This window comes from Enterobacter cloacae complex sp. 402C9, assembly GCF_050030745.1.
Lineage (GTDB): Bacteria > Pseudomonadota > Gammaproteobacteria > Enterobacterales > Enterobacteriaceae > Enterobacter > Enterobacter intestinihominis.
On sequence record NZ_JBLGUW010000002.1, the window covers coordinates 396,154 to 409,693 of the forward strand.

Below are 13,540 nucleotides of genomic sequence, written 5' to 3' on the forward strand. Positions count from 1 at the left end.
CTGCCTCGCTTTTACTTCAGTTCCTCGATATTCAGCATAAATTCTGACGTTCCGCTGACGCCGGAAATCGATGGGAAAATCGGGAAGCTGCGGCTGTCACCCAGACCCAGATCCAGCTGAACGTTTTTGCTCTCCCCTGGTGCTGCGGAAACCCCATTCACCGTAACGCCGAAGGCCGCATCCTTACGTACCGTCAGTATCGCGTCCTGTTTCCCTGTTGCGATAGAACCGTCCTTCTTGCGCAGCTGGCTGGCATACAGTACAGCCAGCGGCGTGTTGTCGGACGTTTTCAGGGCGGTACTGACGGAGATGGTCTTAAGGTTCTCCAGACGTACCAGGTTGTTCGGCAGGTAGTTAAATTCGACGGCGCTTTCTTTAACGTTGTTCATCTCGTCTTTGGCATACACGGTCAACGTGTAGGTTTCACCGTCATTAAGTGACGGGAAGATCTTCGGGTAATTCGGTGTATAGAGATCATTTCCGAGATTTACCCAGGACAACTCAACAGCATCAGATACCGGTCCACCTCGAAGCGTCATGCGAGTTAACGAGGGTTTGGTCAGAGTATCTGCGAGCTGAATTCGGACGTTTTCCAAGCCGAACACTGTCACGTTGCTGGTGATAGGTTTGTTTTCGTAGTTGATACTGATGGACGGCGGCGAGTTATCGACCGTCACGGTTTTGTAGGCTAAGCTTCCCGTGTTGCTGAAAGAATCCTGGGCGTTGAGCTGCACGTTATAGCTGCCCTCCGGGATCTGTTTCAGGTTGAAGTCGTAAGTATAATTCCCGGTTGCTGTGTTACGCCCCGTTTGTTTTCCTGTCACGTTGATATCCGCGTTATTGCGGGATTTGTCAGACAACCACACCCGGCTCAGTTTAACGGCATCGAAATACCATCCGTCTCCTGGCTCGTTGACGAATACCTGAAGAATGTTGGTCGCATCATTGTAGTTGTAGCCAGTAACTGTGGGCCCCTTTGTATGCCAGGCGATGTTTTCCCAGAGCGGCATGAAGAAGGTGGACTCGGTTGTCGAACGCACTTCATAGGCAGTATGTATATAGCCGGTGGTACCGTTTGTAATCGCCTGTGTCAGGTCGACAGTACACGACGTTGACCCGGCAGGGATCTTGCAGGTGGCACTGCCGGTAATTGCTTGTTCGTAGGGGCGTGCTTGCACAGTGAAACGGATCTTGGTTAGGTTCACCGGCATATCTGAAGCCAGAAAATTTTTCCAGTCGACGCTATTGAACCAAGTGCCGTCAGACTTCTGTCGCTCAATCGCAGGACTCCCCCACGCAGGACTTTTTACCGCCGCCGGGTCCCAGTTCAGCCAGGAGGCGTACTGAGTCAGACCGCCACCGGCCCATTGGTACCTGTTCACAGGGCGATAGTAGTTTCCATCCAGAGTACCCTGTGGGAGCTTCACTTCTACGTACACATAGGTCGTGTCTTCTGAAATAACCTTAGAGCCGCCATAATTGTTAAGAATGGTGATGCCGCCGTTACGGTATGGCTGCCAGTTAGTTCGGGGAATACGAATGACCATCCGGTACGGGTTTTCGAGTACAGAGAGCCCCCGCACAAACGGTACGTACCCTGAAGAGATCCCTGGAACCACACTCGTACTGACTCGTGAGTCATGGACCGCAAAGGGCGTATATTCACCTATCTGGTCATCAAATAAAAAGCGCTGCGGAGGAATATTCAGCGTGTTTCCGGCCTTATCAGTGATGATAAAATTGAAGGTGAATTCTTCATTGAGATCGCTGGTGGGCATGCCAGGTTGAGTGACCGCTTCCTTTATCCAGGGGTAAAAGGCACGTTTTGCCGCCGTGTCGTAGCTGAGTGTATTATCGGAAACGACTGTTCCATTGCTGCGCTTGATGACCAACCGGATCTTGTCTATGCCATACGCATCATCAACGCCGTCAGCAAAGATGGAAAACTGGCCAGAACCTCCGCGACCGAGCTCCCAAAGTGGTCCACTCAGGACCATGTCATAGCCTGCGTTCTGGCTTGGGTATATGCTGGTGTACTTCGGCGCTGTAGTATCGATGGTGAAACGATACGTTGTGGAACTTACGACGGCTTGCTGGAGATCTAGCGTGTCATTGATTACCGTGAAAGACCCTTCACCAAGTGCAGGTAACCCCATGTCCTTTCCGTAATACTCTGTGCCGTCGGCAGCAACAATGCGGTCTGCAACACTTATCTTGGCCGTTAGTCCCGAATACATAACCTTTTTATCACTGTCCCTGGTTACAGTCACACGTTCGTACCGGTCTAGACCGGAAATTAAGTTTAGGGTCAGGGCGCCAGCCGGATTGAGATAGCTCTGCGTTGCAGGCTTAAGCGTCATTGCCAGCTGATTGGTGTCGGTATAGGAATAACTGAAAATCTGAGCCGCCGCCGGATAAGTTGAAGAGATGGCCGTGGCAATGATACAGCCTGTCAGTATTTTACGCATGTGATGCTCCCGGGATGTATTTGTCCCTATTTTACAAAATCATTTCTTCTGACCTTGCTGGTTATCAGAGGTATTTCATAGCTTTAAACTTTTGAAAATGTCCGTTATAACAACTTTGGCGAGGTAAAAATTGGCAACGGATTGACTATTGAGATGGATCTTCACCAGGACGAGAAAAAGTGACTTTTCGTACACGAACAAGTAAGCAAGAATTCATGTTTTGATGTAAATGCCACAGTGCGGGAACTGAAAGATATGGGTGGAGGTTTGGCTATATTTCAGCAAGGTGCCGACTTAACGACACCCCAAAATTATTCAGAACTGCGGGAATTCCACGGCAAACTCAGATGTACCAGAAACGCCACTCTTTCCTGGTGTGACAGAATAAATACGTTCTTCACCCTGCCCCATATCAAAAATGATTGCCTTTGTCTCTCCTGGCGCAACGGTTACGCCAGCTACACTTACCGGGAAGTCAGCATCTTTCCGCACGGACAGCGTACCGTTTAACTGCCCAGTAATGACAGAACCATCCTTTCGGCGAAGTACGCTTGTCCGGATAAAAGCCAGTGGCTGGTTATCCGTGGTCTTTAGTGCAGCCGCAGTAGCAAGGGTACGTAGCCTGTCCAGAGTGATCATGTTTGCTGGTTGATAGAGGAAATTGAGCTTTTTCGAGGACCGGTTTCCAGAGGCATCGACTGCGTGAGCTTCAATTGTATAAATGCCATCCTCTTTTGCTATTACGGGAAAGATACGCGGGTACTCTGGCGTATAAACTCCTGAGCCCTGACTGGAATAAGCTAATGTCACCTGTTCACTGTTTGGTCCACCGCTCAACACCAGTGATTCAAGCGAGGCGTCACCTGAAGGGTCAGCTACACTAATTCTGAGGTTTTCTAGTCCCTTAACCAGTTTGCCTTCAGGATCATCATTCAGATACCGGTAGGAAATTAGAGGGGCAGTGGAGTCAATGGTAAGCAAATCATTTATCACGTAGTTTGCCGTGTTGCCCACAAGATCTCTTGCATAGGCGGACAGAACGGTATATTTGCCGTCCGGCAGATCAGCATAGGAAATGACCGCGTTTTTTGTTTTAAAATCACTCTCTGTCCATGTCCTGGCGGGTAGGTCAATCACATTCCCCGTTTCGGTTTTAAGCACCACGCCAAATTCTCGGGTATCCCATGCTCCTATTTGCCATCCATTTATCCGGTCATCATCAGTAACCGTCATGGTTACATTTTTATCCATACGGTTAATTTTTACGGCGTTAATAACCGGTGGGTTGTTATCCCAAATCACTACGAATGCCCCAGCCAGATTATCATAAATAGCAGTACCGTCTTTACCTGAGACCAGATGGATGTATTGCATCCCCTTATCGGAAGTAAAGGTATAATCCACGTTCATGGTACAACCAGTGCTTCCTACCGGGATAAGGCAGTACCAGTTACGGTTCGAATTAGCTGCAACCCGTTGTACATAGTTACGAGGTTCGGTAGTCACGCGTATTTGGGTAAATTTGGCAGTTCTTACATTCCCAGTAGCACTGCTCCATTTACCGGTATCACTACGAAAAATTTCTTTGCTTGTGACCTTTGGTGCAAGTTCCATGGTTGGGGAAGGAGTGAAAGATAACTCAGAGTGATGGTACCGACGAACGCCTCCCGCAAGTGTCTGGAATTCGTGATAAATATCACCGGTACTGGGGAAAACAAAATTGAACGAATAAATATTATATGTGCTGTCAGAACTTTGATAATTGGCATCTGCCCACCCAAAGCTTGTTTTATTAGCAGCAGTAAAGTTACTTTTATTCCTGAGTACCCGCAATGATATTGGATTACTGTAAACAGTTATCCCAGCTGAGTAGTTTTCCCAGGTATTTGTCCTGGTATTAAGCACCTGTAGAACAGAAGGAGGGTTGACCCGATCAATCACACTTTGTCTGCTTACTGATGCTTTATTTCCTGCCTTGTCATAAACATAAAGGCCCATACGGTATTCAGACTGAGAAGCTGGCGCCAGGGCTGGATCGCTCGCAGTAGTATTTTGGACGGTTACTGAATTATCGACCAGGTTAATTACAGCCCCTCTCTTTCGTTCAACGCCGTTCGAATCGACAAGAAAGTACTCAGCCCGGTCGAGACCAGAGCGACTGTCTGAAAGGCCTGAAAAGACGAGAGCCTGAACAGAGGCATACTGCATACCTGAAGGAACGCTGGTAAAGATGGCTTCGCTACCATATTGCCATCCATTTCGCGTATATCCAATTGTGCTAGTTTTAGGGGGAGTGCGGTCGATAGATATAACGTAGTCCCGGCGAGAAATTTCATTATTTTGGAGATCTGTGATCACTTCCCTCAGGGTGTAATTATCTTCACCAAACGCAGGGACACTTAACCTTTTTCCATAATAGTCATACCCGCTACTGGAGGTCATACGGTCATCAACCGTAACTTTGCTACTTTTCGTGCTCCACAAGCTTGCACCGTTGACATTAAGTAACGACAACTGGACGTACCGGTCTAAGCCGGAGATTACATCAGCCTCGAATGAGGTTGCTGGATTAATCCACTGCACAGATGGAACAACAATCTTTGGTTGATTCTGAGTGTCATTGAATCTTAACTCTGCAATCTCAGCTTGTGCCGTAAACGAAAAAGCTATGAGTGGTGCTAAAAGTATCGCCCTGCATTTCATGATTATCCTCCCCCAGTCAGGTATCAATAATACCAAGTGAGCAAGGCTAACTTTTCTGGGAAGGGGATATAAAAAACAAGAAAAAAAGAGTGAAATGTTCGCCAATAAAAGCAGGAATGCGAAGTGCTTAACATGCACTATTAATCACAGTTTATCTCATCCTGAGTAATAACCACTGCTCGGGCTCCCCGCTATCTTGTAGGGAGCCCATAAAGGGAGCAATCTGTACCAACTCCTTTAACAGGTTAGTTTTCAAACCAGGGCGAATCGGCAGCGTTGGCGGAGTCTTCACTTTGCGGTGACTCTCCCAGAAATTGCACTTCATGTACCGGTTTACTTTTCCCCAGGCTCTGCTGGAAATCATCCATCATAAATTCAACATCATTTTGGTCCTCTGGCAGGCCAGGTGAGATTTCAGACATGGTCTTTCCTTCAGTTAAAGGCATTCTACATACAGAACACGGACGGAGACGGCAGTGTTGTCAAACTCGTTATCGAAGGTGTCCATCCATTCAGCACGGTATCCCTCGCCCAGCAGGTTATCGATCCCCTGAAGGGATAGCGGCAGGACGGCCGCTAAACGCCCGCCGGAAACGAGATGAGACGCAGCGGCCAGTAGATGGAGTTTAGCCCGGTTGTCAGCAAAAGGTGGGTTCATCACCACGCAGTCGAATTTCTGATTTGGGTTCGCTGCTGACCATGCCAGAAAATCGGCCTCCGTTGTATCGTAACCTTTAGCTCGGGAGACCAGACAATTTAGTGTATCCAGTTCGATGCCGGTAACGTTGACGCTCTTAGGAAAACATTGCAGCAAATCCCCGTGCCCGATGCTTGGCTCTAGCAGTCGCTCCCCCTCCCCGGTCGCAATAATGGATGCGACGTATTCACTGAGTCGCAGCGATGAAGGGTAAAACTGGTGGGATACAATATCGGGCATGGCACCCATATGACCGATGAAGCGCATCACTTCGGTCGGGTCATAATCAAATGTCACATGGTAGCTAGTAATCCGGGCACCGAGGAACCGCAGAACCTCCGCGTTCACCTGCCGCGTTTTATCAGCGAACTCACCGGCATAACCGAGCGATGTCCAGCTGGACCATTCCTTTTCATTCCGAGTGAATTCCAGCTCTGCGAGCTGCATCCGTGAATGAAAATCGATGCAGCGTTTCAGTGCCGGGAACTCCTGCAACGTGGCTTTGTAATGGGCTAAGCGTTCAGTAGGCAGCGCCAGAGGGACAATGGCAGCAAGAATGTTGTTAAGCCGTTCTGCAATATCAGGATGTACATCAATGTGCATCGAACCATTCTTGTAAACCCGAAAACGAATACTGTTGCCATCCAGGCTGATCCAATTTCTGAACCCAGCATGACCAACCATATTCTCAACCATTTTTTTCGTGTCATAGACCGGTTTAACTGTTTCTCCCCGGAAATAAGAACAGATCACCCGCAGTTCCGACAGTGGCATGAGTCCTGATTCTTTGAATTCAACTTTAAGTTTTACCCACTTGTCTTTCACCCCTTCACAGACACCGACGGTGATCATGCGGGTTGAGAAACCAAAAGCTTTATTGGTTTTGTGGTGACGGCTTAATGATTGAAAAACGGCATAGACGCGCTCTTTAATGAACTGATGCCGGTCATTGAGCAATGTGACAACCGTGGCAACTACTGCGTCGAGTGTAAACTCAGGGATCTCTTGCGGAGGCCGGTGATACCGGTCAGCAGTAAATTGCTTGTCCCATTCGTTCTTTTTTTCGTCAGACATCACGGACAGCACATCGGTAAGGGCCATTACCCGCTTCCAGTACTCAGAACGAAGTGCATTTTCTGCGTACAGGGCATCTGTTTCTGAAATGAGATGGTTATAGCCCGAGAGGTAGGAATAGAGCTTCTGATTTCCGTATTTCATAAACTGAGTGGACATGGACCTCAGTAAACTAAGCTCTTCGTTATAGGATTCGACCTGGCTGGCAATGATGCCAAGCTCTTCCCGCATTTCGGGCAGAAAGTTATCCTCGTTAACACTGAGGCCAGTTAGGGGCATACAAGCGACCAGAGAGTTCCCTGGGGCGCCAATTTGGGGGAAATTAGATTCAACAGCAGACATAGTATCAGTCCTTTATGTAGGAATTATCTATTACCAGGATATCAACCTCGTTCAAAAAGCTAATAGGTTGGGCGACATAAAAATCTCGAAAGTTGCGCTGCGGGAGGTAGGACAGACAGATGTCGTTTTAATGAAGAGAAAGCGTGCCGGAGACAGGACAAAAAAAAGCCCCTACTTAGTAGGGGCAATGGGCGAGAGCCTGGGTGGCTCGTTCTTGAATATCGTACTTCTAATTATGTGCTACTCATAAGTTGAAATGCTTAATTCAAGCCTGTGCTGGTGGTGCTTCAGATTGTGGTTCTCCGCCAGTATTTGTGTTTTTCGCGGATTTGTAAGTCACTTTCTCCCCTTTCAATCGAGCTTGCCGATTTTCGACCCGGCGAAGCTGCTTGTTTTCTGCTTCAGTGATCTCACTTTGCAGGTTCTTGAGCATCTCCAGCATGCTTCGGTTCAACGTAAAGGAAATTTCTTCATCTTCGCTGGAGTCGGTCACTTCGGGAAGTTGGATATCACCGAGTTTCTGCAACAAACTCGTAGTGATGAGTTTGACCCCTTCTACGGCTTTTGTGGCGAGAACAGGTGGAACACGTGCCGGTTTAAAATCGGAAGGGACAACACGAATACTGCCACGTGGCGTCTTCTTAATCTTGATACCGCTTGAATCAGCTTTCTCAAGCTCGGCGATCATTTTTTCGATACGAGAGATGGCTTCCGTTTCACCGAACTCATCAATAAGGGATAGGACTGCAACATAGGAAATAGCATCGGCATGGATTAATTTTTTGATGTAGACAGAGCATCCGGTCAGACGAATGAGAGCAGCAATGGTTGTACTACTCTTGCCCTCACGTTCGGCAATACGATCAAGCGACCATCCGCCCAGCGCCTGAAGACGTCTGTAGGATTCACCCAGTGCCACTGGAGAAAGAGCCAGACCACGGTTCCCGTCAATTGTCGTCAGTTCGCAGCTGATCTCATCGGCTTTCATCTCGATGCAAAGAATGGTGAGGTCAGTATGTCCTTCTGCCTGAGCCATTAAAGCCGCTTTTAAACGGCAATGGCCCTGGCAAACGTACGGAATACCGTCTTTGATCAGAACGCGTATAGGGTCAACGTAATCACCCCGGATGAATGCACACTTGATGTTATTGAGATGATCTACGACTTCCGGCAGCTGGTAATATGCCTCCCCCATCCCCATCTCACGGGAGTTGAAGCCTGGCGAGATTTGAACCACTGAAGGGTTGATAGCCCAAGCTTTTTGTTCAGTGACTTCATTACAAAGGTCAGGGTTCGCGTCGCGGAACTGCTTCATGCCACTGACGAATCGGCCGGAACCTGTCACTGTTGAAAATGACACGAGGGGTGATTTAAAGACCCGTGAGTTAGTTTGCTGGGAATCAGTCATCAGATCACTCATAGATACTCCGTTGTATTCTTTTTTGCCATACCTTTCATCTGTGCGTGAATACTACCGGAAAAAAAAATCTCACTTTTTCGTTAAAAAGGTACTTTTGGGGTTTATTCCGAATTTCGCGAAGCAAAACGTTCTGATGCTCAGACCTAAAAGATTAAATAAACAATTAAAAACAAATGTTTATGCGAGCTAAGAAGGTAGTTAACTTTTTTGCCAAAAAGTGAAAAAAAATAAAAAAATGTGTCGGAATGAAAATTTCTTTCACAACACCCGCGATTTTCCCTGCTTAAACCTTGTTGGTTGTAATCCGGCTTTCGGTACCATAAGGGTGACATACCGATAATGCTTAAAGGAGAATACGCGTTGCGAAAACATACACCAATCATCAAATGGGCGGGGGGTAAAACCAAACTGATGCCATTCATCAGTCAGCATTTCCCACATGATCAGAGCCGTCGGTGGGTCGAACCACTTATCGGCGGGGGCGCTGTGTTCCTTAACATGTTTGCCACCGATGCACTCTTGGCAGACAGTAATCCGGATCTAATCAATCTGTACCGCAACATCCAGCGGAATAAATCGGCATTCATCAGAGAAGTGAATCTTCTGGCGGAAAGGGAATTTGATAAAGAGGATTACTTAAAGCTGAGGAACACGTTTAACAGCACCAGTTTGGATGATGCCCCGCTGCAACGAGCAGTCCTTTTCTACGCAATGAACCGACTCGGATATAACGGCCTGTGTCGTTACAATCTGAAACGTAAGTACTCAGTTCCGTGGGGGAATCGATCCAAGTTAACTCTGGACCCCCAGAAAGTCGATTATCTCTCATTCAGACTTTCTGGCGTTGAGCTGACAACCGCAGATTTTGGTCTGACGTTGGAGAGTGCTGGTGGTTGTGACCAAATTTATTGCGATCCGCCTTATGATAAAATCAGCAAAACCAGCTTTGTCAGTTATGACGGCATACCGTTCAATAAGAGCGCACATGTTAAACTGGCGGATATGCTGGTGGCAGCTCATCGTAAAGGGGCTTCAGTGGCCATATCCAACAGCTTGACTCCCTTTACGCTGGAGCTCTATGAAGAACGCGGTTTTGAAATTCATACTCTCAATGCTTACCGTTCTGTCGGCAGTCAATCAAAATCGCGAAAAAAGGAAAAAGAGATCCTGGCTGTCCTTCGTTAAGTGACAGTCAGTGGTTAGTCGATCGGGCTTATCCATTCCTCAAAGCTCAAAACTTCGGAATGGTCCCGACTGGCATAAGGAATAAACTGAAGCTCTTCGATGGACCGCTCCCCTCTCTTACCTTCACAAATAAACGATATAAGCCCCAGATCTGCAAGTTGGGTAAGAACATGCATGATTCGTACGTTCACCGTCTGCAACTGAAGAGCGTTAGCAATATCGGTAATTTTATGGGAATGGCGCCGAGACTTTCGCAAATATTCAAAAATGACAAGTTGGGTATTACGTCTCTTCAATAACTTCTCGGTCATAAATTCCTGAATTAACCCCCCAAGTAACACCAAGATCGGCCGCAGCACACCAGGGAACATCAAAGTATAAGACTGTGATGTTTTGATCAGTGTAAAGGACGTCAGAAAGCTAAAGTTCAGGCGCTTCTTTGAATACGGGATATATACGGCCAATGTAGTCGACAAGTGAGTAAGTAATTCTTCCAGATGATCCAATGTGATCATTGCTGTTTTATCGGTATTACGCAGACCGTGATAATCAATAAATGCCACTCTGGCACGACTCAGCCATTCATGTATGTTAATGGATACAGTGAACGGAGCATTTTCATCGACAACGTTGGCGGCATGATCAGCGAGCTGGTTGTGGATTAGCATAGACAGCTGGTAAAACGGAAACCGGCAGGATGGATGACACTGTAGTCCCGTTAGGGTAAGTTTTGTAGTACTCGAGCCATTTAGCGGAAAAGTAACTTTCCGGGATATAATTTTTGCTGACGCTCTTGCTGACTTGCAGATGAACCCAAGTCCAAGATCATTTTGCATACATCACTCCGTTTTAACAAAATCGCCTTAACCTGAATGTTAAGGAGAATAAAATTAAATATATAATTAATAAGATTATCATTTTTAATTTAAAAGATTAGTTAATAACGGGTGTTGAATTTAAAGAAATAGGCATATTTTTCGGAGTTTAAAACCGGGTAAAAACCCGATGCGTGAGCAACAAATTTGACGTGAGTGAGTCGGCACGACAGTGCAGAAAGCCTGTGGCTAATGAATAAACACCCTGTATTTGGGAGTTCTGTTCACTACGCACTAGGCTTTGTGGTTAATTTAAACACCGTCAGTAATGCGTAGGGCACAGAGTCAAAATAGTGGATCTTTCTCACCCTTCCGGAAAGATGATAGCTATGCCCCAATAAAACATGATCCTGCACATTACCTGTTAATGCGAATCCATCATTCTGCTTTTTGCCTGTAAAAGTAAAAAAGTAGCTGTGGGAGCCTTTTGAAAAAGCAGCTCGCACTTCTGTAAAAATGATATCAATACTCACTACATCACCAATGCTGAAAGAATGCTCAACAGGTACATCAGCGTTTTCTGGCAAATCTTTAGAAACGGGTTGGTAAGTTGAGTAGAAAGATTCTAACTGACGAACTGTTAAAAAGAGATTGTTGTTTAACTGCTGTGAAATGCTTACTGCAAACTTAGAATTATCGGCTTGTAACAATGCCAGGTGCCCGCTGTGCCTACGTTTCCAAGCGTCTAGATCGGGATTGCAGCGAAATTCCGGGATAGTTTCAAGAAATTCGATGCCCTCTTTCAGTACCAGTTTTTCCTCTGTGGCCGGTGACGTTTTGCTTCCATTACATGTCACGCAGACGGCGTTTGCGATTTCTCCTGTCCCTCCGCAGGCAAAGCATTCACGTGTGATCATGGCATAATAGTGCCCATCGTTACCGTGGAAAGGCTTTACGACCGCTGGCAATAAATAACCATCGTGAGTAAAAAAAATTGAATGTTTCATTTTTTAAGGTTCTCCAGACGTCCCTCCACGATAAGTAAAGCGTCAGTCACTTTCTGTACATACTGATCATGTCCTTCTTCAAAATGATCAAAGCGCTTACCAGCGTTGATCTCAACAATGTTACGGTCGAGCGAGGCTTTCGCAATAAGTAAATCGTTAAAAGTATTAATGACGGTAAAATGTACAATCTTGTCCATAAATTATCCTCAGCTATCTACTCATTTGTCAAAAGGTCACGAATTTCGTTCAGTTCTGTAACCTTAGATTTTGGAATGATGATTGCAGTATTTTCATCATTTAGAAGACTTAATACAAGTTGAAGTTTTGCTTCATCTAAAGTGATCTTTACACTTTCATTTGTTTTTGTGATTAAAGTGTTACTGACGTTCATAAATAAATTAGAATGCTGTCCGTCTAAAATTAATTCTGTCAGTTTATTATTGTCTGACATTGTTGACCCTACATTATCAATCAAACCAATAAATTCATTTTTTAACCGTTCAGTTTTTTTATGTGAAAGACGTTTAATACCTAACGAACTGCGAGTGATAGACTTTGTTTTAATGTCTTTAGGGTTAATATGTACAGGAGGTTTTTCCTGTTCTTCGAGTGGCTCACTGTTTGTTGCTGTTTCAACGGTTGTTGGTTTCGATAAATCAAGTACGCCAGAAGATGGCACTAAAAAAGAACAGGACTCCAAGTGTGCAAGGACTTTTGCATGATCATTGGAATACTTCAACATGATTTCAATCGCGAGTGTTTTTTTAATAAGGTTTAGGCTGATTAAACGTTGCAGTTCTAAAGGCATATCAAGGATTTTAAGCTGATTGCGAATCGCTGTGCCAGACCGCTGATAGCGCATAGCAAGGGATTCAACGGTAGAGCCAAGCTTCAGGGTCTCTGCGAGTGCGTAAGCTAGTGCAACGGGATTGAGACTGTTATTCCTGTTCCCATCAAGGTTCTCTAGGTATTCTTCGATTTTATCCTTGTAGTGCATAAGTACGACTGAAAAGAGCTGGATGTCAGCTCCTTCCGCGAGAGCAAGCAATAATGCTCTGTAACGACAATGCCCTTGCCGGACAACGTACTTGGAGTCCTTCTTTACTACCTTAATTAAATCAACACGTCGCCCCTCTTTATAGGCTTGCTTGAGAGAAATAATTGCCGATTTTACTGGCTCCTGTTCGTAACAAAGATCACCGATTACCGCTTCCCGTGGATTAAATCCAGGCTCGATAATAAGATCTTTTGGGCTGATTTCAATAATCTGATAGTCGCAATGATTCATATAAGCACCTTTTTTTATTACATGATACATTAATGCTCTCAGATTCAAACAACTCTGAAGGCATAAAAAACAAAATTTCTTTTAGTGGTTAGGTATCTTACTAATTCAAAAATAGGCTGTTTTAAAAATTAAATTAAAAAGAAAATCTGAATAGTTTGAATTTATCTTTCTTAATAACTTCATGCTAACTGATATTTTTCCCGGCTGCATTCTATACAGGGTTTGTATCCAATCCTAAATTTGTAGGGCCAGAGCTCTTTCTCAGAGGGAATTTATCCCCGTTTTCCACAAGATAGATCAATTCTTTAGATCAATAGAGATCAATAGAGAACAATAAAGATCACGACCATTGTAACGTGATGATTTTTAAAAGAAATAGCAATGATCCGGCATTCAGGTGCATGCGAAAAGCATTTGATCGAATAAGAAAAGCATTTACTTGAATTGAAAAGGCATTTAGTTTAATGCGTGAAAAGCATTTGGACGAATAATCTATTCACAGCTAAATGTAGAAAGGGAAAAACATGGTGGGTAAGTTTAA

At 45.4% G+C, this 13,540-nt stretch carries 10 protein-coding genes; 1 reads left to right on the plus strand and 9 read right to left on the minus strand.

From position 1 onward, the window contains the following. Positions 1-11: 11 nt before the first annotated feature. The 5 genes from ACQG1K_RS24670 to ACQG1K_RS24690 form a co-directional block, all read right to left on the minus strand. A complete protein-coding gene (locus ACQG1K_RS24670; RefSeq protein WP_022652143.1) occupies positions 12-2,468 on the minus strand; it encodes an Ig-like domain-containing protein in 2,457 nt (818 codons plus the stop codon). 315 nt (positions 2,469-2,783) lie between these two features. Further along, on the minus strand, positions 2,784-5,171 hold the full coding sequence (locus ACQG1K_RS24675) for an Ig-like domain-containing protein (RefSeq protein WP_022652144.1): 2,388 nt from the start codon (positions 5,169-5,171) through the stop codon (positions 2,784-2,786). A gap of 245 nt (positions 5,172-5,416) precedes the next feature. Beyond that, complete coding sequence (locus tag ACQG1K_RS24680; protein ID WP_022652145.1) at positions 5,417-5,593, minus strand: hypothetical protein; 177 nt, start codon at positions 5,591-5,593, stop codon at positions 5,417-5,419. Positions 5,594-5,607: 14 nt separating this feature from the next. Continuing rightward, positions 5,608-7,284: a DUF4942 domain-containing protein gene (locus tag ACQG1K_RS24685; RefSeq protein ID WP_015063091.1), complete on the minus strand. Its 1,677-nt coding sequence runs from the start codon at positions 7,282-7,284 to the stop codon at positions 5,608-5,610. A 265-nt stretch (positions 7,285-7,549) separates the two neighbouring features. Further along, entirely contained in the window at positions 7,550-8,704 is a 1,155-nt protein-coding gene (locus ACQG1K_RS24690; protein WP_022652146.1) for a ParB/RepB/Spo0J family partition protein, read from the minus strand. Positions 8,705-9,043: 339 nt separating this feature from the next. Between ACQG1K_RS24690 and ACQG1K_RS24695 the strand changes: the two genes are divergently transcribed. Continuing rightward, complete coding sequence (locus tag ACQG1K_RS24695) at positions 9,044-9,889, plus strand: DNA adenine methylase (RefSeq protein WP_166792053.1); 846 nt, start codon at positions 9,044-9,046, stop codon at positions 9,887-9,889. 14 nt (positions 9,890-9,903) lie between these two features. On the opposite strand, the gene ACQG1K_RS24700 is transcribed toward ACQG1K_RS24695, so the two are convergent. The 4 genes from ACQG1K_RS24700 to ACQG1K_RS24715 form a co-directional block, all read right to left on the minus strand. Then, positions 9,904-10,725 (minus strand): hypothetical protein, encoded by an 822-nt coding sequence (locus tag ACQG1K_RS24700; RefSeq protein ID WP_015063094.1) that lies wholly within the window; start codon positions 10,723-10,725, stop codon positions 9,904-9,906. 266 nt (positions 10,726-10,991) lie between these two features. Continuing rightward, entirely contained in the window at positions 10,992-11,711 is a 720-nt protein-coding gene (locus tag ACQG1K_RS24705; RefSeq protein WP_015063095.1) for a hypothetical protein, read from the minus strand. Next, complete coding sequence (locus ACQG1K_RS24710) at positions 11,708-11,908, minus strand: hypothetical protein (RefSeq protein WP_022652148.1); 201 nt, start codon at positions 11,906-11,908, stop codon at positions 11,708-11,710. The genes ACQG1K_RS24705 and ACQG1K_RS24710 overlap by 4 nt, the downstream gene beginning before the upstream one ends. A 17-nt stretch (positions 11,909-11,925) precedes the next feature. After that, positions 11,926-12,999: a hypothetical protein gene (locus ACQG1K_RS24715; protein ID WP_022652149.1), complete on the minus strand. Its 1,074-nt coding sequence runs from the start codon at positions 12,997-12,999 to the stop codon at positions 11,926-11,928. Between the last annotated feature and the right edge of the window lie 541 nt (positions 13,000-13,540).

Coding starts and splice junctions, on each gene's coding strand:
- ACQG1K_RS24670 (WP_022652143.1), bottom strand. CDS start 2,468: ATGCGTAAAATACTGACAGGCTGTATCATTGCCACGGCCATCTCTTCA.
- ACQG1K_RS24675 (WP_022652144.1), bottom strand. CDS start 5,171: ATGAAATGCAGGGCGATACTTTTAGCACCACTCATAGCTTTTTCGTTT.
- ACQG1K_RS24680 (WP_022652145.1), bottom strand. CDS start 5,593: ATGTCTGAAATCTCACCTGGCCTGCCAGAGGACCAAAATGATGTTGAA.
- ACQG1K_RS24685 (WP_015063091.1), bottom strand. CDS start 7,284: ATGTCTGCTGTTGAATCTAATTTCCCCCAAATTGGCGCCCCAGGGAAC.
- ACQG1K_RS24690 (WP_022652146.1), bottom strand. CDS start 8,704: ATGAGTGATCTGATGACTGATTCCCAGCAAACTAACTCACGGGTCTTT.
- ACQG1K_RS24695 (WP_166792053.1), top strand. CDS start 9,044: ATGCTTAAAGGAGAATACGCGTTGCGAAAACATACACCAATCATCAAA.
- ACQG1K_RS24700 (WP_015063094.1), bottom strand. CDS start 10,725: ATGCAAAATGATCTTGGACTTGGGTTCATCTGCAAGTCAGCAAGAGCG.
- ACQG1K_RS24705 (WP_015063095.1), bottom strand. CDS start 11,711: ATGAAACATTCAATTTTTTTTACTCACGATGGTTATTTATTGCCAGCG.
- ACQG1K_RS24710 (WP_022652148.1), bottom strand. CDS start 11,908: ATGGACAAGATTGTACATTTTACCGTCATTAATACTTTTAACGATTTA.
- ACQG1K_RS24715 (WP_022652149.1), bottom strand. CDS start 12,999: ATGAATCATTGCGACTATCAGATTATTGAAATCAGCCCAAAAGATCTT.